General features: G+C 75.1%; 32 protein-coding genes. 11 read left to right on the forward strand and 21 right to left on the reverse strand.

Annotation, left to right across the window (positions count from 1 at the left end):
- Positions 1-54 precede the first annotated feature (54 nt).
- On the forward strand, positions 55-819 hold the full coding sequence (locus ACI8AP_RS12805; protein WP_456589727.1) for an SDR family oxidoreductase: 765 nt from the start codon (positions 55-57) through the stop codon (positions 817-819).
- A gap of 49 nt (positions 820-868) precedes the next feature.
- Positions 869-1,231: a DUF1330 domain-containing protein gene (locus ACI8AP_RS12810; protein WP_456589728.1), complete on the forward strand. Its 363-nt coding sequence runs from the start codon at positions 869-871 to the stop codon at positions 1,229-1,231.
- A gap of 12 nt (positions 1,232-1,243) precedes the next feature.
- On the opposite strand, the gene ACI8AP_RS12815 is transcribed toward ACI8AP_RS12810, so the two are convergent.
- From ACI8AP_RS12815 to ACI8AP_RS12830, 4 genes are read right to left on the reverse strand one after another with little or no spacing between them, the layout of a single operon-like run.
- Positions 1,244-2,899 (reverse strand): thiamine pyrophosphate-binding protein, encoded by a 1,656-nt coding sequence (locus ACI8AP_RS12815; protein WP_456589729.1) that lies wholly within the window; start codon positions 2,897-2,899, stop codon positions 1,244-1,246.
- Entirely contained in the window at positions 2,896-3,672 is a 777-nt protein-coding gene (locus ACI8AP_RS12820; protein WP_456589730.1) for a cyclase family protein, read from the reverse strand. The genes ACI8AP_RS12815 and ACI8AP_RS12820 overlap by 4 nt, the downstream gene beginning before the upstream one ends.
- A 59-nt stretch (positions 3,673-3,731) precedes the next feature.
- Positions 3,732-3,914 carry a PspC domain-containing protein gene (locus ACI8AP_RS12825; protein WP_456589731.1) on the reverse strand — a complete coding sequence of 61 codons (183 nt, stop codon included), beginning with the start codon at positions 3,912-3,914 and terminating at the stop codon, positions 3,732-3,734.
- 50 nt (positions 3,915-3,964) lie between these two features.
- Complete coding sequence (locus ACI8AP_RS12830) at positions 3,965-4,798, reverse strand: alpha/beta fold hydrolase (RefSeq protein ID WP_456589732.1); 834 nt, start codon at positions 4,796-4,798, stop codon at positions 3,965-3,967.
- 104 nt (positions 4,799-4,902) lie between these two features.
- On the opposite strand from ACI8AP_RS12830, the gene ACI8AP_RS12835 reads away from it, so the two are divergent.
- Entirely contained in the window at positions 4,903-5,097 is a 195-nt protein-coding gene (locus tag ACI8AP_RS12835; protein ID WP_456589733.1) for a hypothetical protein, read from the forward strand.
- Between the two features lie 7 nt (positions 5,098-5,104).
- On the opposite strand, the gene ACI8AP_RS12840 is transcribed toward ACI8AP_RS12835, so the two are convergent.
- A complete protein-coding gene (locus ACI8AP_RS12840) occupies positions 5,105-6,463 on the reverse strand; it encodes an alpha-amylase family protein (protein ID WP_456589734.1) in 1,359 nt (452 codons plus the stop codon).
- Positions 6,464-6,721: 258 nt separating this feature from the next.
- Here ACI8AP_RS12840 and ACI8AP_RS12845 point away from each other — a divergent pair, with 258 nt between their 5' ends.
- Positions 6,722-6,925: a cold-shock protein gene (locus tag ACI8AP_RS12845; RefSeq protein ID WP_236826100.1), complete on the forward strand. Its 204-nt coding sequence runs from the start codon at positions 6,722-6,724 to the stop codon at positions 6,923-6,925.
- 557 nt (positions 6,926-7,482) lie between these two features.
- On the opposite strand, the gene ACI8AP_RS12850 is transcribed toward ACI8AP_RS12845, so the two are convergent.
- Positions 7,483-8,277, reverse strand: coding sequence for an alpha/beta hydrolase (locus ACI8AP_RS12850; RefSeq protein WP_456589735.1), 795 nt, complete (start codon positions 8,275-8,277; stop codon positions 7,483-7,485).
- A 14-nt stretch (positions 8,278-8,291) separates the two neighbouring features.
- Positions 8,292-8,732, reverse strand: a complete 441-nt coding sequence (locus ACI8AP_RS12855) for an NAD(P)H-dependent oxidoreductase (protein WP_456589736.1) — start codon at positions 8,730-8,732, stop codon at positions 8,292-8,294.
- Positions 8,733-8,798: 66 nt separating this feature from the next.
- Here ACI8AP_RS12855 and ACI8AP_RS12860 point away from each other — a divergent pair, with 66 nt between their 5' ends.
- Positions 8,799-9,068 carry a YciI-like protein gene (locus tag ACI8AP_RS12860; protein ID WP_456589737.1) on the forward strand — a complete coding sequence of 90 codons (270 nt, stop codon included), beginning with the start codon at positions 8,799-8,801 and terminating at the stop codon, positions 9,066-9,068.
- Positions 9,069-9,077: 9 nt separating this feature from the next.
- Here the strand turns inward: ACI8AP_RS12860 and mug are convergent, their stop codons facing one another.
- From mug to ACI8AP_RS12875, 3 genes are read right to left on the reverse strand one after another with little or no spacing between them, the layout of a single operon-like run.
- Entirely contained in the window at positions 9,078-9,629 is a 552-nt protein-coding gene (mug, locus tag ACI8AP_RS12865; RefSeq protein WP_456589738.1) for a G/U mismatch-specific DNA glycosylase, read from the reverse strand.
- Between the two features lie 34 nt (positions 9,630-9,663).
- Positions 9,664-10,317 carry a histidine phosphatase family protein gene (locus tag ACI8AP_RS12870; protein WP_456589739.1) on the reverse strand — a complete coding sequence of 218 codons (654 nt, stop codon included), beginning with the start codon at positions 10,315-10,317 and terminating at the stop codon, positions 9,664-9,666.
- Positions 10,308-11,375: a phosphotransferase family protein gene (locus ACI8AP_RS12875; RefSeq protein WP_456589740.1), complete on the reverse strand. Its 1,068-nt coding sequence runs from the start codon at positions 11,373-11,375 to the stop codon at positions 10,308-10,310. The genes ACI8AP_RS12870 and ACI8AP_RS12875 overlap by 10 nt, the downstream gene beginning before the upstream one ends.
- 184 nt (positions 11,376-11,559) lie before the next feature.
- Between ACI8AP_RS12875 and ACI8AP_RS12880 the strand changes: the two genes are divergently transcribed.
- Positions 11,560-12,018 (forward strand): STAS domain-containing protein, encoded by a 459-nt coding sequence (locus ACI8AP_RS12880; RefSeq protein WP_456589741.1) that lies wholly within the window; start codon positions 11,560-11,562, stop codon positions 12,016-12,018.
- A 32-nt stretch (positions 12,019-12,050) separates the two neighbouring features.
- On the opposite strand, the gene ACI8AP_RS12885 is transcribed toward ACI8AP_RS12880, so the two are convergent.
- From ACI8AP_RS12885 to ACI8AP_RS12900, 4 genes are all read right to left on the reverse strand, one after another.
- On the reverse strand, positions 12,051-12,284 hold the full coding sequence (locus tag ACI8AP_RS12885) for a hypothetical protein (RefSeq protein WP_456589742.1): 234 nt from the start codon (positions 12,282-12,284) through the stop codon (positions 12,051-12,053).
- 25 nt (positions 12,285-12,309) lie between these two features.
- Positions 12,310-13,599, reverse strand: a complete 1,290-nt coding sequence (locus ACI8AP_RS12890; protein ID WP_456589743.1) for a S8 family serine peptidase — start codon at positions 13,597-13,599, stop codon at positions 12,310-12,312.
- A 134-nt stretch (positions 13,600-13,733) separates the two neighbouring features.
- Entirely contained in the window at positions 13,734-14,129 is a 396-nt protein-coding gene (locus tag ACI8AP_RS12895; protein ID WP_456589773.1) for a VOC family protein, read from the reverse strand.
- 142 nt (positions 14,130-14,271) lie between these two features.
- Positions 14,272-14,736, reverse strand: a complete 465-nt coding sequence (locus tag ACI8AP_RS12900) for a winged helix-turn-helix transcriptional regulator (RefSeq protein WP_456589744.1) — start codon at positions 14,734-14,736, stop codon at positions 14,272-14,274.
- A gap of 152 nt (positions 14,737-14,888) precedes the next feature.
- Between ACI8AP_RS12900 and ACI8AP_RS12905 the strand changes: the two genes are divergently transcribed.
- A complete protein-coding gene (locus tag ACI8AP_RS12905; protein ID WP_456589745.1) occupies positions 14,889-15,032 on the forward strand; it encodes a hypothetical protein in 144 nt (47 codons plus the stop codon).
- Between the two features lie 101 nt (positions 15,033-15,133).
- Here ACI8AP_RS12905 and ACI8AP_RS12910 read toward each other — a convergent pair whose 3' ends face one another.
- From ACI8AP_RS12910 to ACI8AP_RS12920, 3 genes are all read right to left on the reverse strand, one after another.
- Positions 15,134-15,589, reverse strand: a complete 456-nt coding sequence (locus tag ACI8AP_RS12910; RefSeq protein ID WP_456589746.1) for a hypothetical protein — start codon at positions 15,587-15,589, stop codon at positions 15,134-15,136.
- A 381-nt stretch (positions 15,590-15,970) separates the two neighbouring features.
- Entirely contained in the window at positions 15,971-16,225 is a 255-nt protein-coding gene (locus ACI8AP_RS12915; RefSeq protein WP_456589747.1) for a hypothetical protein, read from the reverse strand.
- Complete coding sequence (locus ACI8AP_RS12920) at positions 16,195-17,001, reverse strand: potassium channel family protein (RefSeq protein ID WP_456589748.1); 807 nt, start codon at positions 16,999-17,001, stop codon at positions 16,195-16,197. Before ACI8AP_RS12920 ends, ACI8AP_RS12915 begins: the two co-directional genes overlap by 31 nt.
- Before the next feature lie 314 nt (positions 17,002-17,315).
- Between ACI8AP_RS12920 and ACI8AP_RS12925 the strand changes: the two genes are divergently transcribed.
- Genes ACI8AP_RS12925 through ACI8AP_RS12940 form a run of 4 tightly spaced genes read left to right on the forward strand, consistent with a single transcriptional unit; the run spans position 17,316 to position 21,373 of the window.
- Positions 17,316-17,993 (forward strand): response regulator, encoded by a 678-nt coding sequence (locus tag ACI8AP_RS12925; RefSeq protein ID WP_456589749.1) that lies wholly within the window; start codon positions 17,316-17,318, stop codon positions 17,991-17,993.
- Entirely contained in the window at positions 17,990-19,408 is a 1,419-nt protein-coding gene (locus tag ACI8AP_RS12930) for an ATP-binding protein (RefSeq protein WP_456589750.1), read from the forward strand. Before ACI8AP_RS12925 ends, ACI8AP_RS12930 begins: the two co-directional genes overlap by 4 nt.
- Positions 19,405-19,992 (forward strand): GerMN domain-containing protein, encoded by a 588-nt coding sequence (locus ACI8AP_RS12935; RefSeq protein WP_456589751.1) that lies wholly within the window; start codon positions 19,405-19,407, stop codon positions 19,990-19,992. Before ACI8AP_RS12930 ends, ACI8AP_RS12935 begins: the two co-directional genes overlap by 4 nt.
- 4 nt (positions 19,993-19,996) lie before the next feature.
- Positions 19,997-21,373 carry a DUF2254 domain-containing protein gene (locus tag ACI8AP_RS12940; RefSeq protein WP_456589752.1) on the forward strand — a complete coding sequence of 459 codons (1,377 nt, stop codon included), beginning with the start codon at positions 19,997-19,999 and terminating at the stop codon, positions 21,371-21,373.
- Positions 21,374-21,448: 75 nt separating this feature from the next.
- Here ACI8AP_RS12940 and ACI8AP_RS12945 read toward each other — a convergent pair whose 3' ends face one another.
- The 4 genes from ACI8AP_RS12945 to ACI8AP_RS12960 all read right to left on the reverse strand — a co-directional run bounded on the left by ACI8AP_RS12945 (position 21,449) and on the right by ACI8AP_RS12960 (position 24,704).
- A complete protein-coding gene (locus ACI8AP_RS12945; RefSeq protein ID WP_456589753.1) occupies positions 21,449-21,985 on the reverse strand; it encodes a DUF421 domain-containing protein in 537 nt (178 codons plus the stop codon).
- Positions 21,986-21,994: 9 nt separating this feature from the next.
- Positions 21,995-23,251 carry a cation:proton antiporter domain-containing protein gene (locus ACI8AP_RS12950; RefSeq protein WP_456589754.1) on the reverse strand — a complete coding sequence of 419 codons (1,257 nt, stop codon included), beginning with the start codon at positions 23,249-23,251 and terminating at the stop codon, positions 21,995-21,997.
- A gap of 40 nt (positions 23,252-23,291) precedes the next feature.
- Positions 23,292-23,699, reverse strand: a complete 408-nt coding sequence (locus ACI8AP_RS12955; RefSeq protein ID WP_456589755.1) for a four-helix bundle copper-binding protein — start codon at positions 23,697-23,699, stop codon at positions 23,292-23,294.
- A gap of 162 nt (positions 23,700-23,861) precedes the next feature.
- Entirely contained in the window at positions 23,862-24,704 is an 843-nt protein-coding gene (locus ACI8AP_RS12960) for a formate/nitrite transporter family protein (RefSeq protein ID WP_456589756.1), read from the reverse strand.
- Between the last annotated feature and the right edge of the window lie 45 nt (positions 24,705-24,749).

A 24,749-nucleotide genomic window follows, 5' to 3' on the forward strand; every position in this document is an offset into this window, starting at 1 on the left:
CCGCGTCCCAGCCGTGCTGGTGCGCCCGGGCGCCCAGCGGATCCAGGAGGCCAGGTGGCCGGCACGGAAACGGCACGACAGCGGGTGGCGATGGTCACCGGGGCGAGCAGCGGGCTGGGGCGGGCGGTGGCGCTCCGGCTGGCGAAGGACGGGTACCGCGTGGCCCTCCTCGCGCGCGACGCCGGTGACCTCTCCGCCGTCGAGCGCGACGTGGAGCGAGCGGGTGGGACGGCTCTGAGTCGTGCGGTGGACCTCGCCGACGCGGCGGAGACCCAGACCGCCGTCGACGAGGTCGTCGCGGCCTGGGGATCGGTGGACGTCCTGGTCAACGCCGCCGGCACCGACGTCCCCGGGACCGTCGAGCAGACGACGGTCGAAGAGTGGGACCGTGTCCTCGCGGTCAACCTGCGCGCCCCCTTCGTGCTGAGCAAGGCCGTCTTCCCGCACCTGCGTGCTGCCGGCGGGGGCACGATCGTGAACATCTCGTCGGTCGCAGGGCTGCGCGGGTGGGCGAACGCGGCTGCCTACTGCTCCTCGAAGTTCGCCCTGACCGGCTTGACGCAGTCGCTGGCCGCCGAGGGGCGGGAGCACGGCATCCGGGCGTGCGTGCTCTACCCCGGCGCGATGGCGACGTCCTGGGGTGCGTGGGATCCGGCGGACCGCCGCACGACCGGCCGCGAGGGCGCGGAGAAGCCGGCCACCGAAGCTCTGCCGGCCGGTCACGTCGCCGACCTCGTCGCGTGGGTGGTCAGCGCCCCGGACCACCTGGTGCTCAACCAGGTCACGGTGACGCCGCTGCACGAGCAGGGCTGGCCGTGACCGCGGCGGCCGGCCACCGGCCACCGGCCGCGCTTGCTAGCTTGCAGGCATGGCGATCGACCCCCGCGGGACGGACCTGAAGCGCTACCTGCAGGAGGACCCCGGCGGGCCCGTCGTGATGCTCAACCTGCTCCGGTTCGCCGAGGGCGGCCGCGAGCTCTACGCGCAGTACGCCGATGCGCTGAACAGCACCTTCCTCCCCCGCTACGGCGGCGAGGTGCTCTACGCCGGCGACGGCTCGACCTCGCTGGTGGCCGAGGACGGGCAGTCCTGGGACGCGGTGCTGCTGGTCCGCTACCCCTCGCGCGAGGCGTTCAGCAAGATGGTGGCCGACCCCGAGTACCAGCGGGTGACGGAGCTGCGCACCCGCGCCCTCACCGAGGCCGTGCTGCAGGCCACCACCGCCTGGTAGCCGGATCGTGCCTCAGTGGCCGCGGAACGCCTCCTCCAGCCACCACGACGGCTGCTCGCGGGTCACCTTGGCGTCGACGAGCAGCGGCGCCGTCCGGGGGCCGGCCAGCCAGGTGGCGACCCCCTCGAGGTCGGCGGTCCGCCGCACGGTGAGCGCCGCGTAGCCGTGCCCGCGGGCGATCGCGGCGAAGTCGGTCTCCGGGAAGCGGACGGTGTCCAGCGGGTGCCCGTGCGGGCCGAAGTGGTGCACCTCGGCGCCGTAGCCGGCGTCGTCGTAGACCACCACCACCATCGGCAGGCCCAGCCGGACGACGGTCTCCAGCTCGGCGGCCCCCATGAGCGCGCCGCCGTCGCCGAGCGCCGCCACCGGCAGCCGGTCGGGCCGGGCCAGCGCCGCGCCGATCGCCGTCGCCAGGCCCAGGCCGACGGACTGGAACGCCTGCGTGAAGCAGAAGCCCTGCTCGTCGGGGACGTCGAGGAACATGCTCGGGTAACCCATGAAGTTCCCGGAGTCGACGGCGACCACGCGCTCGGCGGGCAGCAGGTCGTCCAGCGCGACGGTGAGCGTGCGCGGGTCGATCCGCCCGCCGTTCCCGCCGTCGCCGTACGGCTCGTCCCGCCAGCGGCCGCGGGCGGCCAGCGCGGCGCGCACCTCCGGCGTCCGGTAGCCGACGGCGACCGGCTCCCCCAGCCGGGCCGCGGCGGCCGCGGCGGCCTCGGCGACGGCGCGCACGTCGCCGACCACGCCGAGGGCGACCGCCCGCTGGACCCCGATCGCGTCGGCGTCGAGGTCGACCTGGACGACGGTCGCGTCGTCGGCGATGAGCCGGCCGTGCCGCATCGTCCACATGTTGAGCTGGCACCCCCAGCCGATGACCAGGTCGGCGCCGGAGATCAGCTCGGCGGCCAGCGGGGTCGCGAACCCGCCGGAGACGTCCAGGTCCCACGCGTTGCCCCGGAACAGGCCCCGGGCCACCGCAGAGGTGGCCAGCAGCGCGCCGCAGCGCTCGGCGAGGGCCTCCAGCGCCGCGCGGGCACCCCGCGCGCCCCGGCCGGCCACGAACACCGGCCGCCGCGCCGCCCGCAGCGCCTCCGCCAGGCGGACCACCTCGGCGTCGGCGGGCACCGCGGGCGGCCGGTGCGGTGCCGGCGGCGCCTCGCCCTCCTCCGCCGCGAGGGACTGGACGTCCAGCGGGAGGTTGAGCACGACCGTGCGCCGCTCCAGCCGGGCGGCGTCCACCGCGGCCGCGGCGCACGCCACCGCGTCCGCCGCCGAGGTCACCCGCATCGGCGCCGCTCCGACGGCCGTGGCCAGGGCGAACTGGTCGACGAAGAAGTTCGACCGCGGCGAGGTGGCCTCGGCGGTGAGCACCACCAGCGGGGTCCGGCTCTTCGCGGCCTCGGTGATGCCGGTGAGCGCGTTGGTGAGCCCGCAGCCCTGATGCAGGCTGAGCACCGCCGGCCGGCCGGTGGTGCGGGCGTACGCGTCGGCCATCGTCGCCGCGCCGCCCTCGTGCCGGGCGGCCACGTACCGGGCCCCGGCGGCGACCATCGCGTTGGTCGCCACGAAGTTGCCCGAGCCGACGACGCCGAAGACCGTGTCGACCCCGCGCGCGACGAGCGTCTCCCCGACGGCCGCCGCGACCGTGCGCCCGGGAACCCGGGTCATCCCCGCTCGACCAGCGCCAGCACCCGCGATGGCGAGCCGGAGCCGGAGACGATCGGCAAGGGAGCCACCACGAGCAGGGCGCCGGTGGGCGGCAGCAGCGCGAGGTTCTGCAGCTGGGTGAGCCCGTACTTCCCGCTGCCCATCAGCGCCGCGTGGCAGGGGAACGGCGGGTCGAAGGAGTGCGCGGCGCCGGCGTCGGTGCCCACGGTCTCCACACCCAGCCCCAGCACCGGCGACTCCTCGGCCAGCCAGCGCGCGCACTCCACGGACAGGCCGGGGGTGTGCGGGCCGGTGTCGTCGGCGTTGAGGAACTCCTGCTGGGAGGCCGACCGGGCGTCCCAGCCGGTGCGGTAGAGCAGCCAGCCGCCCTCGGGCAGCGGGCCGTGGGCGGCCTCCCACTCGCGCACGTGGTCGACCTCGAGGAGGAAGTCGGGGTCCTCGGCCGCCTGCGCGGAGAAGTCGAGGACCACCGCCGGGGCGATCAGCCGGCGGGCGGGCACCGAGGCGACGTCGTCGCCGTCCCGCCCGGTGACCCAGTGGTTGGGCGCGTCGAAATGCGTGCCGGTGTGCTCGCCGCTGCGGAAGTTGTTCCAGTACCAGGCCGGGCCCCGGTCGTCGTACCGGCTCAGCTCCTCCAGCTCGAACCTCGCCGTCTGGGCGAACTGCTCGGGCAGCTGGATGACCGGCGTCTCCGCCGATAGGGGCGCGGTGAGGTCGACGACCTCGACCCGCGCGCTGACCAGCGCCTCGGCGAGGCTCGGGAGGATCGGCATGGCGGTCCCTTCGCAGGCGTGCGGAACGGCCGTCAGCCAATCACAGCCGTCGCGGCGCGTCAGCGCTGCTTCGGGATCATGATCCAGAGCCCGATGTAGACGATCTCGCCGACCCCGAAGAGCCCGAAGAGCACGAAGGCGATCCGGACCAGTCCGGTGGAGACGCCGAACCGGTTGGCCAGGGCCGCGCAGACCCCGGCGATCATCTTCTGCGAACGTGGCCTGACCAGCGGTGATGTCATGACGGAAGGCCTACCCGACCCCGGGCGGCCGGACACGTCGGCGAGCACGTTCAGGCCTGCTGGACCAGGCGGAGCACCGCCTCGGCCACGACGTCCGGCCGGTCCGCGGGCACGAAGTGGCTGGCGTCGTCCACCCAGGTGAGGCGCGCGCCGGGGATGTCGTCGGCGAGCCGCTGCCCGTACCGCGACTTCATCTGGTGGTCCTGGCGGCCCCACACCACCTCGGCGGGCATCTCCAGCCGGGGCAGGAACGGGGCCACCGTCTGGGTGTACACCGAGTCCAGCGACCGCAGGTGGCGTGCGAGCTGCGCCGGGCCGCCCGGGCGGGCCCACGGCGCGACGAAGCGGTCGATGAACGGCGTGGCCCGCTGCTGGTGGACGAAGAGCGAGCGCAGCGCCGGGCGCAGGGCGCTCGCGAGCAGCGGCGGCGGGAGGAGCTGGAGGGCGGGCCAGGTGCCCTTCATCGCCCGCACCAGGGGAACCGGCCACCCGTCGTAGCAGACGCCGTTGACCACACCGAGCCCGGCGACCCGGTCGGTGGCGGTGGTCGCCAGGATCTGCGCCACGCCACCGCCCAGGTCGTGGCCGACGACCACCGCCCGGTCCACGCCGAGGGTGTCCAGCAGCCGCAGCAGCCGCGCCGCCTGGGCCGCGAGGTCGACCGGGTGGTCGCCGGAGGGGTCGGAGTCGCCGTAGCCGAGCATGTCGACGGCCAGCACCCGGGCCGAGGCGGACACCTCCGGGACGACGTCCCACCACAGCCGGGAGTTGGTGGGGATGCCGTGGATCAGCAGCACCGCCGGCCCCGAGCTCCCGGCTTCCCAGACCCCCAGCCGGTGATCGCCGACCTGCACCGTGCGCGCCGCTCCGATGGGTAGCTCCATGAACGGTCACTGCCCACCTGCCCGTGTCCCTGCACGTGGCCTCGGCCTCGTCCGGTGGTGCCGGTGGTGGCTATCCGGGCGTGCGCGGGGTAGGGATCCCTGCCATGGATGCGATCACCTTCGGCAAGGCCGGCCTCAAGGGCTGGCGGGCGCGCGTGGCCGACTCCGTAGCCGGGCCGGTGGCCCAGCGGACGTCGGTCACCGAGGACCAGGTGCGGGCAGCGGTCGGCGCGGTCTTCCTGGCCCTCGCCTCGCTGTACGTGGTGAAGGCGGTGAAGGATTTGGCGACCAGCCGCTGAGCCGGCGTCAGCCGGCCAGCACCGCCCACCCGTGCGCCGGCACCCGCACCCGGGCTCCGTCGGAGCCGGGTGCGGAGACGTCGGCCGCCCCCGACAGCACCGCGCCCGCCCGCGGCGCCGGCAGCTCGGCCGGGCCGTCGGCGACCGAGAGGGCCACGACGAGCCGCTCGCTGCCCGCCACCGCCTCGTAGACGACCGTCTCGTTGGTCAGGTGCAGCGTCCGCGTACGGGCAGCGTGCAGCCAGCGGTGCCGGCGGCGCACGCCGATGAGCTCCTGGTGCAGGTGGTAGACGGGCAGGCCGACCGGTGAGAGCTCGGCCGGCGAGCCCGGGAACGGCGGCCGGACGGCGTCGTCGCCGCCGGCCCGGTCCTCCTTGACACCGCGGAAGGCGTGCTCGTCGCCGGCGTAGACCGAGGGCGTCCCCCCGGTGGTGAGCAGCACGACCAGGGCGTGCGCGAGGTGGCGGTCGTCGCGCAGCCGGCTGGCGATGCGCGTGACGTCGTGGTTGCCGACGAAGGTGTAGGGCACGAAACCCTCGAGGAAGCCGCCGTGCCGGTCCAGCGCCGCATCCAGCTCGAAGAAGTTGCGGTCGTTCAGCGCGCTCCAGATCGCCTTCCACAGCTCGTACTGGGTCACCGAGTCGAGGGTCGACTCGTCGACGAACCGGCGGTAGTCGCCGTGGATGACCTCACCCATGAGGTAGGCCCCGGGATGCCGGGAGCGCACCCGCCCGGCCACCTCCGCCCAGAACGACGTCGGGACGGCGTACGCCGCGTCCAGCCGCCAGCCGTCGGCGCCGCGGTCCAGCCAGTGCGACATCACCTCGGTGACGTGGTCGGCAACGGCCGGCGACCCGTGGTCGAGCGCGACCAGGTGGCGGTGGCCCTCGAAGTCGTCGTGGTCGGGCTCCGTGCCCGGCGTCCACACCTCCGGGCCGCCGGGCCAGCGCAGCCGGAACCACCCCGCTGTGGCCGCGGCCGGACCCTCCGCCAGCACCCGCTGGAACGCCGGGTGCCCCCGGCCCACGTGGTTGAAGACGCCGTCCAGCAGCACTCTCAGGCCGCGGGACCGGCACTCCGCGACCAGGGCGTCGAAGTCGGCGTCGTCGCCGAGCCGGGGGTCGATGCGCAGGTGGTCGGTGGTGTCGTAGCCGTGGGTCTCCGCCGCGAACACCGGTCCCAGGACCAGGCCGGAGACGCCCAGCTGCAGTGCGTGGTCCAGCCAGGGGACCAGCCCGCGCAGCCGGTGGCGCAGCGGCTGGCCGGGTGTGGTCTCCCGCTCCGCCCCGACGAAGCCGAGGGGGTAGACGTGCCACCAGATCGCGTCGTGCACCCAGCCGGGTTCGCGGGGGCCCGGAAGAGTCATACCGACGATGCTCGCGCACCGGTCCGCGACGTCCGCCGGCCGGGTCGCCCACCGGAGGGGCACCGCCGACCCGGCTGTTCCCGGGAGAGCCGCAGGAGGAGTAGTGTTCTCCTCGGTCGCTGTTGCGCCTCTGCTTTCGTTCTCGAACGTCCGCGGTCGTCTCTGCCTGACGTTCCTCTCGGTCCTGCCGGTCGGTGCGGCGGCCCCGCACCCGGTACGTACCTGTGCGGTCACCTCCCAGCACGGAAGAAGAACGACATGGCTCAGGGCACTGTGAAGTGGTTCAACGCGGAGAAGGGCTTCGGGTTCATCGCCCAGGACGGCGGCGGCGCCGACGTCTTCTGCCACTACTCCGCCATCACCGGTAGCGGCTACAAGTCCCTCGACGAGGGCCAGCAGGTCGAGTTCGACGTGACGCAGGGCCAGAAGGGCCCGCAGGCGGAGAACGTCCGCGCTCTCTGATCGACGCGTGAGGAGGGGGCCGCGGCGCTGCGCCGTGGCCCCCTTCGCATCGGTGCCGGGCGATCCGCGCACCGGCTCCGACGAGGGGCGCCGCAGGCGCCCGTCGACCACGACATCGAGGGAAACCCCATCGCCACACGCTGCGAGGACGTCCATCTCGGTTGCTCCTGCCGGGGGGACGAGACGATCCACGAGGAGAGCTCCCGCGCGCTCCGCGAGGCACGCGCCAGCTCCGAGGGTGCGGTCGAGTGCCCCGAGTGCGGCGGGCCGACGACTCCGCTGTGCATCGTGTCCTGGGGGAACTGCCGGGCCTGCCGGACCGCGCACTCCCGGTCGACCCACCCCCTGCGCTGGTGAGCCCGCAGCCCTCGGCTCCCTGAAGCTGCTGCATCGCAGGTGTTCCGACCCCGCCGTGCAGCCTCCCCGGCCGGACGTCGCCGCCCCACCTGCAGCGGTGGCGACGGCGTCCGGCCGGGGAACCAACCCGCACCGGCCGGCTCGGGGACAGTTCACCCGCCACCGTGCCGGGCGTCGTCCCCGACGGTCACCGGCACCGGTCAGCCGGCCGCCAGCCACTCGACGGCCTCGCGGGCCACGTCGGGCGGCACGGTGTGCGGCCCGTCGAACTCCCGGTAGGTGACGTCGTAGCCGTCGTCCTCCAGCGCGGGGACGATCCGGCGGCTGGTCCGGTCGATCGGCAGCACCTCGTCCGCCACGCCGTGGGACACGAACACCGCCGGGCGCCCCGAGCGCGGCGCGGACGGCACGAAGCCCGGCGAGAAGGCGACCACGTGCGAGAACAGGCCGCCGTTGGCCAGGCCGAGCCCGAGGGCGTAGGAGGCACCGTCGGAGAAGCCGGCCACGGCGATACGCCCGGGATCGACCGGCAGGGTCGCGAACACCTCCTCCAGCGCGCGGTCGATGCGTGTGACGTCCGGGCCGAAGCCGCCGCCGACGGCGTCCCACGTCGAGGACTCCGAGGACGGTGCGAGCAGCACCAGCCCGTGCTCCTCGGCGAGCGGGCGCAACAGGTCCAGCCCCGCCGCCGCGTCGCCGCCGGCGCCGTGCAGGCTGAGGACCAGCGGCACCGGCTCCCCCGCGGGCAGGCCGGGGGGCACGTGCAGCAGCGCCCCACCGGTGCCGGCCAGCTCGCGGGTGCCGGCCCCGGGAGGCTCGTCGGGCGCCGCCGGCGGTTGTGCCGGCCGGGCGCCGAGCGAGGCGCCGTTCCCCGGCGCCGCCTCCTGCCCGCCCCGGCCCTCCGTCCCGGACCGCCGCTCGGCCCCGCAGGCCCCCAGCAGACCGCCGAGGGCCGCCGTGACGCCGGCCGCGAGCACGGTCCGCCGATCGGGCACCGGTCCGCCCCGCCTCAGAGACCGACCGCGACGGTCGCCGCGAGCTCCCGGCAGGCCTCCAGCTCCGCCGGGCCGGGCGCGCCGGTGAGGCTCAGCGGCGCGGCCACCTGCTTCCAGCGCAGGGCCCCGGTGATCCGCTCGATGCTGCGCAACGCGCCGGCGGTGTCGTCGTTGCCGTGCACGTAGACCCCGAACGGCAGGCCGGCCGTCGCCTCCAGGCAGGGGTAGTAGACGGTGTCGAAGAAGTGCTTGAGCGCCCCCGACATGTAACCGATGTTCGCCGGGGTGCCCAGCAGCACCCCGTCCGCGGCGAGCAGGTCGGCCGCCCCGGCCGAGAGCGCCGGCCGGAGGGTCAGCTCGACGTCGTCGACGAGGGCGGCGCCCTCCCGGACCGCTTCCAGCACTGCCTGCAGCGCCGGCGAGGGGGTGTGGTGGACGACGAGGAGACGGGCCATACCGGCATTCTCGATCCTGACCGACCCGAGGCACCACCGCCGCCCGCCGGGTGTGAGAGTGGTGGCGTGCATCTGGTGCTCGAGTACGTGCTCGCCGAGGACTACCTGGAACGTCGCACCGCCCTGCGGGCCGACCACCTGGCGTTGGCGCAGGCGGCGCACGAGCGCGGCGAGCTGCTGCTGGCCGGCGCGCTGCCCGACCCGTACGACCGTGCGCTGCTGGTGTGGACGGCGCCGCGCGAGGCGGTGGAGCGGTTCGTGGCGCAGGACCCCTACGTCGCGCACGGCCTCGTCTCGGCATGGTCGATCCGGCCGTGGAACGTGGTCGTGGGCTGACCCGGCAGGTCAGCCGGCCGCACCCTCCCCGTCCGGACGCAGCTGCCGGTAGACGCGGGCCAGCTCGGGCAGCTGGACGTGGGCGTTGAGCCCGCTGGGGTTCGGCACCACCCAGGTCACGACGCCGCCCACGCGCTCGGGCTGACGGCCGGCGACCGCCTGGGGCCGGCCGAAGCCCTGCCGCCACGCCGTGATGCCCAGGACCGCGAGCACCCGCGGCCGGATGCGGGCCACCAGCCGCTCCAGCGCCTCCGCGCCGGCTCGCAGCTCCTCGACCGACAGCTCCGCGGCGGTGCGGCTCGGGCGGTCGACGACGTTGGTCACCCCCAGCCCGTACCGGAGCAGCTCGCGGTCCTCCTCGGGGCGCAGCAGCCGGGGGGTGAACCCGGCGAGGTGGATCGCCGGCCAGAACCGGTTGCCCGGCCGGGCGAAGTGGTGGCCGGTCTCCGCCGACATCAGCGAGGGGTTGATCCCGCAGAAGAGCACGTCGAGGCCGGGCGCGACGACGTCGGGCACCGGTTTGGGGTACGGCTGCCCTGCGGCGGGCGGGAGGGCGGGCACGGCCCCATCCTGGTCGCTCGCGCGGCCCGCCCGGTCAGCGGTAGGTGAGCAGGTGCCGCCGGTCGCCGGTGACGTGCGCGTGGTCGTTGAACGCCAGCAGCGACAGGCCGGAACCACCCGCCACCACCGAGGTGATCCCGACGTTCACGGCGGCCCGGTTCAGCGCCACCACACCCCCGTCCCGGGCGCCCAGCAGGCCGGCCACCACAGCGGCGATCACCCCGGCGGAGCTGACGACGACCGCGTCACGCCCCCGGGGCAGGCCGGCGGCCAGCCCGCCGACGGCCGCGAGGGCCCCGCTGGAGAAGGCCGGCCAGCCGTCGGCGTCACCGGCGGCGATCCAGGACCGCAGCGCGCTGTCGAGCAGCCGCTGCACCTGCCGCGACCCCGAGTCGCCGACCGCTCCCACGTCCCCCGGGTAGCGCTTCAACAGGTCGAGGTGGTCGTACTCGTCGAGGCGGGGGTCGACCTGCTCGGGGGCTGCCCAGCCGGCCGCCGCTGCCAGCAGCGCCGCGGTGTCCCGCTGCCGGCGCAGGGTGCCGGAGACGATCACCGGGTCGCGCAGGTCGCGCCGGCGCAGCTCCTCCCCCACGCAGCCGGCCTGCTCGCGACCGAGCTCGCTGAGCACGTCGTAGTCCTCGGCGCCGAAGGAGGCCTGCCCGTGGCGGACGAGGCAGATCAGCGGCATCCGGCCAGCCGTTCCGCGCGCTGGAGCAGGACGGCGGCGGCGATGCCGAAGTGCGCGAAGCGCGGGTTGGTCGTGTGCCCGGAGCGGTACCGCGCCCAGATCTGCTGGATGATCACCGCGAGCCGGAACAGCCCGAACACCTCGTAGAAGGTCCAGTTCGCCGGCTGCAGCCCGGTCCGGGCCAGGTACCGCTCGACGAGCCGCTCACGGGTCGGCATCCCGGGCAGGGTGCTCGGCTGCGTGGCGACCAGCCCGAACTCCTCGTCGTCGTCGGCCGTCACCCAGTAGGCCAGGGAGGCACCGAGGTCCATGAGGGGGTCGCCGACGGTGGCCATCTCCCAGTCGAGGACGCCGGTGATGCGCGGCGTGCCGGAGAGGTCGAGCACCAGGTTGTCCAGCTTCCAGTCCCCGTGCAGCAGGCTGGCCCGCACGTCCTGCGGCTGGTGCGCCGCGAGCCAGGCCATCAGCTCCTCGGCCGGCGGTACGTCGTCGGTGAGCGCGTCCCGGAACCGCCGCGACCAGCCCTCGACCTGCCGGCGGACGTAGCCGGGGCCCCTTCCCAGGTCGGCCAGGCCGGCCTGGTCCACGTCGATGGAGTGCAGGTCGGCCAGGGTGTCGTAGGCGGTCTCCCCCAGCACCCGCGCCTGCTCCGGCGAGATCTCCACGCCCTCGGGGAGCTTCCGCCCCAGCACGACGCCGCGCAGCCGCTCCATCACGTAGAAGTCGCTGCCGATCACCGCCGGGTCCTGGCAGAAGGCGTGGATCTCGGCGACGACGTCCAGGTGCGGGCGCAGCCGCTGCTGCACCCGCACCTCGCGGCCCATGTCGTGCGCCGAGGCGGCCTTGTGCCCGTGCGGCGGCCGGCGCAGGACGAGCTCCAGGTCGCCGTAGTCGAGGAGGTAGGTGAGGTTGCTGGCCCCGCCGGAGAACTGCCGGACGGCGGGCGCGGAGCGCCCCTCGACCACCGGCACGCGGGGCCTCAGCCAGGCGTGCACGGCATCGACGTCGAAGGCGTCCTCGGGGCGGACATCGCGCAGACCGCTCGTGTTCTCGCTCATCGCACCCATCCCACCACGGCCGCGGCGGCGGCCGTCCGGGGCGCCGCCGCCGCGGGTCGGCCGAGCCCGGGGCTGGTAGCGTCCCGGGCGGGTCGAAGCTCCGGCCCGAGCAGCGCCGTCACGGGCGCCGCGGCGCCCCGGAGCTCCCCGTTCCAGGCACCGGGGGCCCGGGTGGGAGTTCCCCATGGGTCCGCACGACATCGCACTCCCCGCCCCCGAGGGTGGCCCGTTCCTCCTGTCGGTCGACCCGTCCGCGGCCCGGGTGACGGTCCACGGGGAGCTGGACCGGGAGCACGCGCACCACGTCCTCGATGCCCTGGCGACGCTGTCCGTCGCGGACGGCACCCGCTGGACGCTCGACGCGGGCGGAGTGACCTTCTGCGACGCCGAGGGCCTGCGCGTGCTGCTGTCCGCACACTGCCTGGCGCGCGGTCGCGGCGCCCAGCTGGAGGTGCTGCCCAGCCCGTGCGTCCACCGGCTGGTGATCCTGGTGGGGCTCGACCAGTTGCTGGAGACGCCTCCTCCGCCACCGGCCGTCAGCGCCGACGTCGCGGAGACCCGGCGCACCCGCCGCTCGCTGGCCGCGGTGCGCGACCCCAACCGCCGGCGGTCGACCCCGGACCGGACGCCGTTCGTCAGCTGACCGGTGCGCCGCGGGTGGGCACACCGGGACCGTCACTGGACCGGCGCCTCCGGTGGCGGCAGCCGGTGCACGAGCCGCTCGTCGACCGACACGACACCGGCGACGCCGGTGAGCTCCCGGACGCTGCCGGGCGGCACGGAGCCGGTGATGATCCCGAGCCCGTCGAGCACCTGGTCCACCCGCATGCCGCGCGCCCGCAGCCCACGCACCACGCCGTCGAGCGCGGACAGGTGCCCGTCGTCCACGGTCACGCTGACCTGGGTCATGGCGCGCAGAGTACGCGGCGGCGACTCAGCGGGGGGCGACGGCGAGACCGCTACCGGCATCGGCCGAGGGCTGGAGCAGCCGTTCGCTCTCCTGCAGCAGGGTGGCCCACAGCTCCAGGCCGCGCCGGCCGGTGGCCTCCGCCCACAGAGCGGCGACGCCGGCGACGTGCGGCGCGGCCATGCTGGTGCCGCTGATCGTCCGGTAGCGCTCGGGCATGGGCCAGGCCGAGTACACGTCCACACCGGGACCGGCGACGTCCACCTGCCCGCCGCGGCCGGGCAGGCTGCGCGCGGAGAAGTACGCCGTCTCCAGCGACCGGTCCACCGCTCCGACGGCCAGGATCTCGACGCTGTTGGCCGGGGCGCCGACGAAACCCGGGTCACCCGCCCGCCGGTCGGCATTGTTGCCCGCTGCCGCGATGACCAGCGAGCCCCGCTGGAGCGCGCGACGCCCCGCCGCCGAGTACGGCGGGTGGGCAGCCGCGACATCGGCCCCCAGCGACATGGAGACGACCGGGCAGCGGCTGGTCACCGCCCAGTTGATCCCGGCCAGGATGCCCGCGTCGGTGCCGCTGCCGTCGTCCCCCAGGACCTTGCCGGCGAAGACCTCGGCCGCGTGGGCGATGCCGTAGCGCGGCCCGGCGGGCGGCGTCGCCGGCCCGCAGGCGGTGCCGATGCAGTGCGTGCCGTGGCCGTGCCGGTCCTGGGCGTCCTCCCCGGCGACGAACGACCGGGCGATCACCGCCCGGCCGGCGAAGTCGGGGTGCGCGAGGTCGAAGCCGGTGTCCAGCACGGCCACCCGGATGCCGCGGCCGGAGTACGGGGAGACGTCGGCCCGCACGGCCTGCACCCCCCAGGTGGCCTGCGCGGTGTCCTCGAAGCGCGCGGCCGGCCCGGCGGGGCGCTCGTCCGCCGCGAGCAGCCGGCCCGCCAGGTCGGCCACCCCGTCCCGATAGCCCCGCGCGTAGCTGCCGGTGTCGGCGGGGAGCGCGTGGTGGACCAGCTCCGGCGACACGGAGAGGAACCGCCGGGCCGACGCGGCCTGCAGGTCGTCCAGCCGGGCGGGGCCGGCGACGACGGCGATGCCGAGCGCCGCGAAGACGGTGGCGCCCGCCTCGCGGAGGGTCTCCGGCGGCACGTCGCCGTCGGCGAAGTCCCGGGAGTCGGCGACGTCGCGCACCCCGGCCCGCGCCCAGTCGACGGGGACGTCGTCCTCCGGCGCGTCGGCGAACACGACGACCTGCCGGCCGGTGGTCCGCGGCGGCGGCAGGGCCGCCCCGGGCCGCACGCTGCCCTGGTCTCCCGGATCGGTCACTGCGCCTCCCCCGTCGGGACGTCACGGGGCGGCCGGGTGGCACAGCGCCCGCTCCTCGATCACCGGCCGTCGCGACCGGTCGACCCAGCGTGGCGGGAGGGAGCGGACCGGGCAACCCGGGGAGCGCCCGCCGGTCAGCCCTGGACGACCGCCGGGTCCATCCACATGACCTCCCAGACGTTGCCGTCGGGGTCGGCGAAGCTGGCGCCGTACATCGCGCCGTGGTCCTGGGCGGGCAGCCAGGGCTTGCCACCGGCCGCGATCGCGTCGGCGACCAGCCGGTCGACCTCCTCGCGGCTGCCGGCGGACAGGCAGGTCAGCACGGAGGTCGCCTGCGCCGGGTCGCCGACCTCGCCGGTGACGAAGTCGGCGAACCGCTCGCGGGTCAGCAGCATGACGTGGATGTTCTCCTCGATCGCGTAGGAGACGCAGCGGTCGTCGGAGAACTGGTCGTTGCGCCGGAAACCGAGCGCTCCGTAGAAGGCGTCGGCGCGGTCGCGGTCGGCCACGGGCAGGTTCACGAAGATCATGCGCACGGTGAGCTCCTCCGGTTCGGGGCGGCCCGCCGTCGTCCGCGGCGGGCTCGTCAGCTAGGACGGGGCCGCCGCCGGGAACTCATCGGTGCGGATGCCGGCGCCCCACCCCGGACCGCGCCCCACCCCGGACCGCGCCTCACCCCGGGGCGGCGGCCGCCCCGGCCGGCCGGGGCCGGACCTCGCGCGGCCCCCCGATCTCGTGACCGTCCCCGCAGACCACCGCGACCCGCACCGGCGCGCCGCACTCGCGGTGCTCCAGCGCCAGCGGGGCCGGCCCGTCGGCGAGGTAGCGGTCGCCCCACTCCATGAGGGCCACCAGGGTCGGGTACAGGTCGCGCCCCTTGTCGGTGAGCCGGTACTCGTGCCGCTGGCGCTCACCCTCGGCCCGGTACGGCTCCCGGCTGAGCACCCCCTCGCGCACCAGGGTGGCCAGCCGGTCGGTCAGGACCGCCTTGGGCGCCCCCAGGGCCTGCTGGAGGTCGGCGAACCGGCGGACACCCAGGAACGCCTCCCGCAGGACGAGCAGGCTCCACTTCTCCCCCACCACGGCGAGCGTGCCGGCGACGGAGCAGCGGGACCGGTCGAACGAGGCGTCGCTCACAGTGTGAGCATAACCATGCTGGGTTCACTTGCCGAACTTCGCGTCGTGGAGCAGAGTTCGTGGTGCGAACCCAGGAGGCGGACGGTCTCCGGCCGGCCCGCCCGGCCCCCTGCAGCGCTCGCACCACCACCGCTGCTCCGGAAGGACCCGCCATGACCCGCCTCCGCACCGTCCTCGCCCGCCGGCACGCCGTCCGCGCGCACCTGCGCGACGAGCGGGCGCTGGCCCGGGCGCTCGCCACGGCCCCGACGCTCGAGTCCGCCCACGAGATCGCCGCGCTGGGCGCCCGCCGCTGATCACACCGGCGCTCCCGCCGTCGCGGGGGCGCCGCCGGTGCACGGCCCGGTGAGGTGCCGGTCGCGCGACCTCACCGGGCCGCCTGCCGTGCGCCACGGGATCAGCCGCGTACCTCCACCCGGCTCGCGTCGAGGTACGGCTCCCCCTCCCACCCGGCGTAGGCGTCATCGGGCAGATCGGTCCCCAGCTCTTCCTCCAACGCCACCAGCTCGAACTCCGCCGCCGGCTCGGCGGCCAGCGCCACGCGCTCGCCGGGCCGGAGGTCGGGCAGCTCCTCGTCCGCGATGACCAGGATCGGCTCGACGTCGTCGCCGGTCAGGGTGAAGGCCACCGGCGAGACGATCCGCTCCACCTCGCCGAGGAGCGTGACCTCCAGGCCGTCGTAGGCCTCGAGGTCCTCGCGGAAGGCGGCGGTGTACTCGCCGTCGTACGGGTCCTCGAGGTCGTCGGAGGCCCGGACGTCGACGTCGGCCGCCGTCGTGTCGTCCACGTCGTCCTCACCGCAGCCGCCCAGGACGCCCCCGGCGAGGGCGGCGGCCAGCAGGACGGTGGTCACGCGACGGCGGGACCCCAGGCCCCGGCGCCGGGATCCCCCGTGCCGCGGGGCGGGATCGGCGGCGGGCGCCACGGAACTGGGCCAGCTGGTCGTCATGGCGGGTGTCCTCTCCGGCTCCGGTGCCGCCGCGGGGTTCCGCGGCGGAGCCTCCGGTTGCTGCCCCGCGCGGCACGCGCCCTCCCCCGTGCGGGCCGTTCGTCACCGCATCGCAAAACGCTGCGGGCGCAGCGCCGTGCCGGTGTTGCAGGGACGTCACACGGACCTCCCGCGGCCGGGGGGTGCGGAGGTCGTGGCGACGGGCTCCGGATCGGGCGGTCCAGAAATCGGAGCCCGGGCCGCGCCGTCGGGGTGCCCCGAGGCGGACACTGCATGGTCGGAGGGTCAGGCCGGCCCCGGGACGTCCCACTCCCACCCGGCGTCCTCGACCAACCGGCGCAGGCGGGCGCGACGCCCGGCGGCCCGATCGACGGCCCCCTGCCACGCGTGCGCGTCGACGAGGGGCACGCCCGCCGCGGCCAGCCGGTCGGTGCACGGTGGTGGCGGCGGTCCCCCGTCGTCCGGGACCACGGGGTGGTCGCTGCCCGCCGTGGACAGGTACCGGTCGATCACCCGGCGCACCGGGGCGACCGCCGCCACGGGTGGGCGCACCGGCGCGGCGACCGCGGACTCGAGCAGGAGCAGCGCGTCGTCGAGCCGGGCGATCGCGAGCGGAGCGGCGGCCTCGGGCGGCGGCTCCGGAAGAAGTGCAGCACCGGGTAGGCCAGGTGCTGCTCCGCGAGCGACGCCAGCTGCGCGGGCAGCTGGAGGAGCTGCTGGGTCAGCACGGGGCTGAACCGGTCGCCGTCCCAGCACCCGAGCACCATCTCCTCGGCGGTCCCGCCCTGCGCGTGCAGCTGGGTGGCCAGGGCGCGGCGGGAGACCACCGCCGACATCACCGAGAACAGGTAGGTGATGGCCAGGGTCATCAGCGCCAGCCCGCTGAATGCGGCGACGGCGGCGGCCACGCGCCAGGTCGGCGTGGTCGCGACGAAGTCACCGACCCCGAGCGTCGAGATCTCGGTGCCGGCGAAGTAGATGGTGTCCAGCACCGACGCCGGCCGGCGGGGATCGGCGTCCCCCACCGCCTCGGCGCCGAGGAACACCAGCGACCAGCCGGCCCAGAACAGCGTGACCCAGAGGACCACGGTGGTGACCATGAGCAGCGGCCCGGCTGCCGTGAGCTGCCTCGCCCGGCGCCCGTCGCTGCGCCGGTGCCGGCGCAGCAGCCGCCGCCACCCGCCGGTGAGCACCCGCCGGGTCAGCGGGCCGGCGCCCTCACCGATGGTGAGGGTCGTGGAGACCACGTCCCACGTCACCAGGGCGCTGACCAGCAGACCCGTGCCGACCGCGACGACGTTCGCGCCGACGTTCACCGGCGACCGGCCGTCACGCCGAGGACCGGCCGGCTCCAGCCGGCCGGGCCGGAAACGGGCAGAGGGCGCTCCGTCCGCGGTGGCCGGGCGGACGGGGCCAGGGGAATCGGGAGCACGCTTCCTTCCTCACCGGCAGCACGGACGACCGGTTGTCCCGGTCGGGGTGACCAGCGGCGGGCCGGCCGACCCGGACGTCACGGAGTTGTCACCTTCGCGGCGCGGCAGCCGTGCTCCCCGCGAGCAGCACGGCCGGCTCCGTCACCCGGACGGGGCGGGGCGACTAGTTGCCCACCGCGCTGGGCAGACTGACCGGCATGTCCCGGTCGGTGCTGATCATCGAGGACGACCCCCGGATCCGGCGGATGCTGCAGATGACGCTGCAGCGCGAGGGCCTCGAGGTCACCGAGGCCGAGAGCGGCGAGGACGGGCTCGCACGGCTGGGCGAGCGGTCGTTCGACGTCATCCTGCTGGACCTGATGCTGCCCGGGAAGGACGGCTTCGAGGTGTGCCGCGAGATCCGGCGCTCCTCCAACACGCCCGTCATCATGGTCACGGCCCGGTCGGACAGCCACGACGTGGTCGCCGGCCTGGAGGCCGGTGCCGACGACTACGTCTCCAAGCCGTTCGTCGTCAAGGAGCTCTCCGCGCGCATCCGGGCCCTGGCCCGTCGTACCCGCGCCCCGGAACCGCGGGCACGGCTGACCGTCGGCGACGTGGAGATCTCGCCGGCGGAGGGCACGGTGGCACGGAACGGGCAGCTGCTGAACCTCACCCGCACGGAGTTCCGGCTCCTCTGCGAGCTCGCCGCCGAGCCCGGTCGGGTGCTCAGCCGCGAGGAGCTGCTCGAGCGCGTCTGGGGGTACGACTACTTCGGCGACTCCCGGCTGGTCGACGTCCACATCCGCCGGCTCCGGAAGAAGATCGAGCCCGACCCGGGGAACCCGACGCTGGTGACGACCGTCCGGGGCATGGGCTACCGGGTTCCCGGGTGACCGCCCTCGCCCCTCCTGAGCCCCCCGGGCGCACCCCGTGGGGCCCGCGCACCCTCCGGGCCCGGGCGACGGCGGCCTTCACCGCGGTGACCCTCGTGCTCTCCTCGGTCGTGGCGGTCGCGGTCTGGGTGGCGGTCTCGCAGTTCCTGCTCCTGCAGCGCGAGCGGGTCACGCTCGTGCAGACCGCCGACAACGCGGCCCAGGTCCAGCGCTCCCTGGCCACCGAGGGCCTGAGCGTCGCCCAGGTGCTCGCCCAGCTCCCGCGGGAGACGGGGTCGACGTCCCTGCTGGTCGACGCCGGTGCCTGGACCACCACGTCGTTGCTGGTGGGCCGCGACGACCTGCCGGAGGAGCTGCGCGCAGCGGCCGAGGCGGGTACGCCGGTCCGGCAGCGGATCGAGGTGCACGGCGAGACGGTGATGGCCGTCGCGGTGCCGCTCGCCGAGCTCGGATCCGCCTACATCGAGGTCTTCCCGCTGGTCGAGCTGGACAAGACCTACCGGGTGCTGGCCACCGTGCTGGCCGTGTCGGTGCTCGGCTCGGTGCCGCTCGCCCTGGTGGTCGGCTGGTGGGTCACCGGGCCGGCGCTGCGCCCGCTTGACCGCATCTCCGCCGCCGCGGCGGCCGTCGCCGCCGGGGCGCTCGACACCCGCATCGATCCGCAGGGCGACCCGTCGCTGGCGCCCATCGCCACCTCGTTCAACCAGACCGCCGAGGCGCTCGAGCAGCGGGTGCGCAGTGACGCCCGGTTCGCCGCCGACGTCAGCCACGAGCTCCGGAGCCCGCTGACCACGATGCTGGGGGCGCTGCACCTCGTCGAGGCCACCGCCGACCCCGCGGACGAGGAGCAGGCCGAGGCCCTGGGCCTCCTGCGCTCGGAGGTGGAGCGGTTCGAGCGCCTGGTCGCCGACCTGCTGGAGATCTCGCGCGCCGACGCCGGGAGCACCGACATCGCCGTCGAGCCCGTGCAGCTGTCCGCACTGGTCCGGGAGGTGGTCGGACGCCACCGGCTGGACGGCACGGTCACGGCGCTGCTGACCGTCGACCCCGACGCCGAGGAGGCGCTGGTGCACGCGGACAAGCGCCGGCTGGAACGCGTGCTGGGGAATCTCCTGGACAACGCCGACAAGCACGCCGGGGGCGTCACCGGGGTCGCGGTGACCCGCGCCGGCGACGTCCTCCGGGTGGCCGTCGACGACGCCGGTCCCGGCGTTCCCGAGGCCGAGCGCGACCGCATCTTCGAGCGGTTCGCCCGGGGGGCGGGCAGCGTCCGCACCCGCACGGAGGGAGCGGGCCTCGGCCTCGCCCTGGTCGCCCGGCACACACGGATGATGGGCGGCGCGGTGCACGTGGAGGGTCGTCCCGGCGGTGGGGCCCGGTTCGTCGTGGAGCTGCCCGTGGGAGCCGCCTCGTGAGAGCGCTCGCCGTCCTGCTCAGCGTGCTCGTGGCGCTGCTCACCGGTTGCGGCGTCGGGTCCCAGCCGCGGCCCGAACGCGTCGCCGTGCCCGCCGCGACGGCGGACAGCCCGGCGCTGCCGACCGACGACGCCGGGCCGGAGGTCGTCGTCTACTTCGTGCACGGCGCCGAGCTGGCCCCGGTCCCGCGCGCGGCGCAGGCCGCGACCCCGGGGAGCATCCTGGCCCTGCTGGCGGCCGGCCCCACCCGGGCGGAGGTCATCGGCGGGCTGCGCACCGCACTGGCGCCGCAGTCCATCGCGGTGGACGAGGGCCTGCCCGGTGGCATGACGTCGGTGAGCGTGACCGAGGAGTTCGCCAGGATCACCGGCGGCAACCAGCTGCTCGCCGTCGCCCAGGTGGTCTGGACGCTGACCGAGCTGCCGGGCACCGGCCAGGTGCGTTTCCTGCTGGACGGCAGGCCGGTGGAGGTGCCCACCGACGGCGGGCTGTCCGACGGGCCGGTCGGCCGCGATCAGTACCGCTCGGTCGCCCCGTCCGGCAGCCCCGGTCCCTCCACCCCTGCGACCCCCGGCGAGGACTGACCCCGTGAGCGACCTCCACCCCGTCCAGCGCCAGTGGCGGTGGATGCGCCGCGCCCTGTGGCCGATCCCGCTGCTGGCGGTCGTGCTCGCCGTCGGGCTCGGTATCGCGATGCCGTTCCTCGACGGTTTCCTCGGCACGGGCGGCCCGGCGTCACCCCTGGGCTTCGTGTTCGGCGGTGGCCCGGCGGCCGCCCGCGACCTGCTGGCCGCGATCGCCGGCTCGCTCATCTCGGTGACCGGTGTGATCTTCTCCCTCACCGTCGTGGCGCTGCAGCTGGGCAGCAGCCAGTATTCGCCGCGGCTGCTGCAGACCTTCGCCACCGACCGCGTCGTCCAGTTCACCCTCGCTCAGCTCACCGGCACCTTCGTCTACGCGCTCACCGTGCTGCGCACCGTCCGGACGGCGGAGGCCGCGGCCGGTGATAACTCGTTCGTCCCCCGGGTGTCGATCACGCTGGCGTTCCTGTTCGCCTTGGGCAGCGTCGTGGCCCTGGTCGTCTTCCTCGGGCACCTGGCGCGCACGCTGCGGGTCGAGACCATGCTGCGCGACGTGCACGACGAGGCGACCCGGGCGATCCGGGGCGTGGACGACGACCGGCTCGAGCACGACACCGGCATCCCCGACGGGCCGGGCTCGGTGATCGAGGCAACCGGGAGCGGCTTCGTCGTCGACCTGGACGTCGATCAGCTCGTGCGGGCGGCCCGGGACGCCGACGCCGTCATCGGCCTCTCCCCCCGCATGGGCGACGCCGTCGTCGCCGGCACACCGCTGGCCGAGGTGTGGTCACCGGCCGGAGATCCGGCCGGCGACCTGGACCCCCTGCGCGACGCGGTCAACCGCGGCGTGCGGCTGTCCTACGAGCGCACCCCCGACCAGGACGCGGCCTACAGCCTCCGCAAGATCGTCGACATCGCGGGCCGGGCCCTCTCCCCGGGCATCAACGACCCGACGACCGCCGTCCACGCCCTGTCCCACGTCTCCGCGCTGCTCGCCGACCTCCTCCCCTGCCGCAGCACCGTGCGGTCGTGGCGCGACGACGACGGCACGGTGCGGCTGCTCGTGCCGCGGTGGACCGCCCAGGAACTGCTCACCGTCGGCCTGGAGGAGCCCCTGCAGTACGCGTCGGGGCAGCCGGCCGTCCTGCGCCGGATCGCCGGCCTGCTGCAGGAGGTCGCGTGGCGGGTGCGCGGGGAGGACCTCGACGACGCCCTGCGCGCACTGCTCGACCGGTGCGTGGACTCGGCGCTGGAGAGCACCGCGATCGACAGCCGGGAGACGAACGCCTGGCGGTCGGCCGTCGAGGACGCGCTGGAGGGGCGCTGGTCGCCGGCCCGGCGGCTCAGCCCCCGACCGGGGCCGCCGGGTGGGCCGACCGGGTGACCGCCGGGTCGAGCGGCGTCTCCCACGCCGTGGCCGCCCGCCCGGCGCTGCGGCGCACGACGCCGCGGTGTCCCGTCAGGCCTGGGCAGCGCGGGATATCTCGTCGGCCCCCGCGATCCCCCCGAGGGCGGAGCCGCTGCCGTACTTCTTCGCCGGGATGACGCTCATCGAGCCGTCGCTCTCCAGCACGACCGCGGCCACGTCGGACAGGTCACCGGACCCCGAGGAGCGGACGGCCTGCCGGATCTCGTCGATGCCGACCCGTGACTCCCGCATCTGGTCCGGCAGCGGCTGCCCGTTGCGCAGCACCAGCGTCGGCCGGGAGGTGACCACGCCTCGGAGGGCCGGCCAGCGCACCGTCAGCCAGGCGACCACGAGCTGCAGCAGGGCGAGCAGCCCGAGCGCGACCGCACCCTCGGTCCAGGCGACGTCGCTGCTGAGCAGGATGGTGGCCAGCGTGGAGCCTAGCGCCACGGTGACCACCAGGTCGAAGGCGTTGAGCTTGGTCAGCGTCCGTTTCCCGCTGAACCGCAGGACCACCACCACGGTGACGTACGCCGCTGATCCCACCAGCAGCACTCGGAGGACACCGGACCATTCGTCGAACCACATGGGGTCCCCCTACCCCGCAGACCCCTGCGACGACTCAGCGCTCTGCGCACCGGCGTCCCGCTGCCCGCCGGTGGCGCCGCGGTACAGCCGCCGGCCGAGCGTGGCGGTCAGCCCGTGGGCGAGCGTGCTGGCCGCGACCACCAGCGAACCGGCCGCCAGCACGACCGGGTCGATCGCGAGCCGCTCCGACTCCAGCGTCAGGTAGAACAGGGCGGAGATCCCGATGGGACCGAACCAGCCCAGGTAGGCGGCGTCCGGCGGCGCCAGGCCCAGCGCACGGCGCAGCAGGTAGATCACCGGTGGCCGGCGCAGCAGCAGGATCAGCGCCGCGAAGAGCACCCCGGACCAGCCCAGTTCCCGCCACTGCGCCCACGGCAGCAGCGCACCGAACGCCACGAAGAGCGGGAGGACGACGAACCGGTTCACCGCCTCGTCGATCCGGACGTCCGCCACCCGCTCCCGTCCCGTGCTCACCGCGTTGAAGGCGAGACCACAGACGAAGACGGCCAGGATCCCGTCGATGTGGATCAGGCCCCCGATGCCCAGGACGGCGAGGGCCAGCACCACCGTGAACACCAGTTCGGGGCCGGGGTCGGTGGCCCCGTGGTCGGCCCCCGCGCGCAGCGCCCGGCCGCCCAGCCAGCCGAGCAGGGCGCCGAGCAGGACGGCGCCGGCGACCTGCCAGAGCGACTCGAGCAGCGCCTCTCCCAACGAGAGGGGGCCGGCGAGCGCGACCGCCACCAGGACCAGCGGCAGGGCCAGGCCGTCGTTGGCACCGGACTCCAGGGAGAGCACCTGCCGGTCGCGCCCGGGCAGGTCCTCCTCCGCGGGCTTGCCGGTCACCACGTTGGAGGCCAGCACCGGGTCGGTCGGCGCCAGCGCGGCACCCAGCAGCGCGGCGACCCCGAGCCCGAGGCCCAAGGTGGCCGCGGCCAGCCCGGTGCTGACCAGGGCCATCACCGGCATCACCACGGCCAGCAGCAGCAGGACCGGCCGCCAGCGGGCCCGTGCCTCACGGGCCGGGTAGCGGAGCGCCACCGACATGACCGAGACGGCGAGCAGCATCCGGGTAGCGGTGTGCAGCCAGCCGTGGTCCTCGAGCAGGTCCGGCAGCGGCAGGAGGCCGAGCACGGCGGGGCCGAGGACGACGCCGATCGCGAGCGCCAGGAGCGGTTCGCTGATCGGCAGCCGGCGGATGCGGTCCGACCAGGCGGCGGCGACGAGCGCGAGTGCGCCCGCCGCCGCCAGCAGGACGTCGACGGTCACCGGGAACCCCCGGGAGAGGTGCGCGTCGCCCGCATGGTGGTCAGCCCAGGCTGGCGATGAGCTCCCGGCACGCCGTCTCGCAGCGGCGGCACGCCTCGGCGCAGACCCGGCAGTGCTCGTGCATCTCGGCGTGACTCGCGCACTCGTCACCGCAGGCCTTGCACGCGGCAGCGCAGGCCTCGAGCACGGCCCGGGTCAGGTTGGCGTCGTAGCCGGTGTGCCGGGAGAGCACCCGGCCGGTGGTGTCGCAGATGTCGGCGCAGTCGGTGTTGCTGCGGATGCACTTCGTGAGCTCGGCGACGGAGTCCTCGCTCAGGCAGGCGTCGGCGCACGCGGTGCAGGCCTGGGCGCACTCGAAGCAGGCCTCGATGCACTCCAGGAGCTTCTGCTTGTCCACCCCGCCGAGGTCCTTGGGGTACGTGTCGAGCATCTGGGCGGCGACGGTCACGTCGGCCTCCTTCGCTGGGTCGTCGGCCCGGGCCGCGGTCGCGCCCCGGGGGCTCTCGCCGGCGGGAGCCCTACCCGCGCCCCGACGCCGGGCACACGTGCCGCCCGTGACGATCCCGTGACGGACCCGCTGGTGGGACCCGCGAACCCCCCGGCCGGCCGGTCAGCCGCGTTCGGCGGGCTCGCCCTCCGGCGCCGTCTCCGAGGTGTCGCGCAGGAAGAGGTACCAGTAGGACGTCGCCACGAAGATGACCGCACCGACCAGGTTGCCCGCCCCGGCCAGCAGCCAGTTCAGCGCCGTGTCGTCCCAGCCGACGTCGGGGACGCCGGCGAAGATCGCCGCGGGCAGGAAGAACATGTTCGCCACGACGTGGTCGAACCCCATCGCCACGAAGGCCATGATCGGGAAGAAGATCGCCAGGATCTTGCCCGACACCGACGTTGCCGCCAGCGACATCCACACCGCGAGGCAGACCAGCCAGTTGCAGCCCACCGCGCGCAGGAAGGTCTGCCACGGCGACTCCCCCAGCGCCTTCCCCTCGGCGATGGAGGCGAGGCGTTCGTAGGTCAGCCCGGCGGTCCCGACGGCGTCGGCGTCCCCGATCACGCCGGTCTCGACGGCGAGGAAGAAGGCGACGAACAACGCGCCCAGCAGGTTGCCGAACAGGACGAGCGTGAGGTTGCGGACCACGTCGGTCACGGCGAGCTTGCCGTGCATGGCGCCCATCGGCACCAGCAGCATGTTCCCGGTGGCCAGGTCGGAGCCGGCGATCAGCACCAGCACGAGGCCGAGGGTGAAGGTGGCGCCGGTGAACAGGGTCGGCAGCGTGCCCCACGTCTCCGGGTCCAGGCCCGCGGAGACGGTGATCGCCACCAGGCCGCCGAAGGCGATGTAGGCCCCGGCGAGGAAGGCGCTGACCAGCACCCGGTCCCAGGTGCGGCCCACCTTCTTGGCGCCCATCGCGGTGGCGACCTGGGCCATCTCCTTCGGTTCACGTGCCGCCATCGTCACCCTCCGGTCGGTGGTCGCCGCTGAGGGCAGCCTCCCGCC

Source organism: Blastococcus sp. SYSU DS1021, assembly GCF_054050995.1.

Excerpts from the sequence above, each read along its gene's own strand:
- ACI8AP_RS12810 (WP_456589728.1), top strand. The coding sequence starts at position 869 with ATGGCGATCGACCCCCGCGGGACGGACCTGAAGCGCTACCTGCAGGAG.
- ACI8AP_RS12815 (WP_456589729.1), bottom strand. The coding sequence starts at position 2,899 with ATGACCCGGGTTCCCGGGCGCACGGTCGCGGCGGCCGTCGGGGAGACG.
- ACI8AP_RS12820 (WP_456589730.1), bottom strand. The coding sequence starts at position 3,672 with ATGCCGATCCTCCCGAGCCTCGCCGAGGCGCTGGTCAGCGCGCGGGTC.
- ACI8AP_RS12825 (WP_456589731.1), bottom strand. The coding sequence starts at position 3,914 with ATGACATCACCGCTGGTCAGGCCACGTTCGCAGAAGATGATCGCCGGG.
- ACI8AP_RS12830 (WP_456589732.1), bottom strand. The coding sequence starts at position 4,798 with ATGGAGCTACCCATCGGAGCGGCGCGCACGGTGCAGGTCGGCGATCAC.
- ACI8AP_RS12835 (WP_456589733.1), top strand. The coding sequence starts at position 4,903 with ATGGATGCGATCACCTTCGGCAAGGCCGGCCTCAAGGGCTGGCGGGCG.
- ACI8AP_RS12840 (WP_456589734.1), bottom strand. The coding sequence starts at position 6,463 with ATGACTCTTCCGGGCCCCCGCGAACCCGGCTGGGTGCACGACGCGATC.
- ACI8AP_RS12845 (WP_236826100.1), top strand. The coding sequence starts at position 6,722 with ATGGCTCAGGGCACTGTGAAGTGGTTCAACGCGGAGAAGGGCTTCGGG.
- ACI8AP_RS12855 (WP_456589736.1), bottom strand. The coding sequence starts at position 8,732 with ATGGCCCGTCTCCTCGTCGTCCACCACACCCCCTCGCCGGCGCTGCAG.
- ACI8AP_RS12870 (WP_456589739.1), bottom strand. The coding sequence starts at position 10,317 with ATGCCGCTGATCTGCCTCGTCCGCCACGGGCAGGCCTCCTTCGGCGCC.
- ACI8AP_RS12875 (WP_456589740.1), bottom strand. The coding sequence starts at position 11,375 with ATGAGCGAGAACACGAGCGGTCTGCGCGATGTCCGCCCCGAGGACGCC.
- ACI8AP_RS12880 (WP_456589741.1), top strand. The coding sequence starts at position 11,560 with ATGGGTCCGCACGACATCGCACTCCCCGCCCCCGAGGGTGGCCCGTTC.
- ACI8AP_RS12885 (WP_456589742.1), bottom strand. The coding sequence starts at position 12,284 with ATGACCCAGGTCAGCGTGACCGTGGACGACGGGCACCTGTCCGCGCTC.
- ACI8AP_RS12895 (WP_456589773.1), bottom strand. The coding sequence starts at position 14,129 with ATGATCTTCGTGAACCTGCCCGTGGCCGACCGCGACCGCGCCGACGCC.
- ACI8AP_RS12905 (WP_456589745.1), top strand. The coding sequence starts at position 14,889 with ATGACCCGCCTCCGCACCGTCCTCGCCCGCCGGCACGCCGTCCGCGCG.
- ACI8AP_RS12925 (WP_456589749.1), top strand. The coding sequence starts at position 17,316 with ATGTCCCGGTCGGTGCTGATCATCGAGGACGACCCCCGGATCCGGCGG.
- ACI8AP_RS12945 (WP_456589753.1), bottom strand. The coding sequence starts at position 21,985 with ATGTGGTTCGACGAATGGTCCGGTGTCCTCCGAGTGCTGCTGGTGGGA.
- ACI8AP_RS12960 (WP_456589756.1), bottom strand. The coding sequence starts at position 24,704 with ATGGCGGCACGTGAACCGAAGGAGATGGCCCAGGTCGCCACCGCGATG.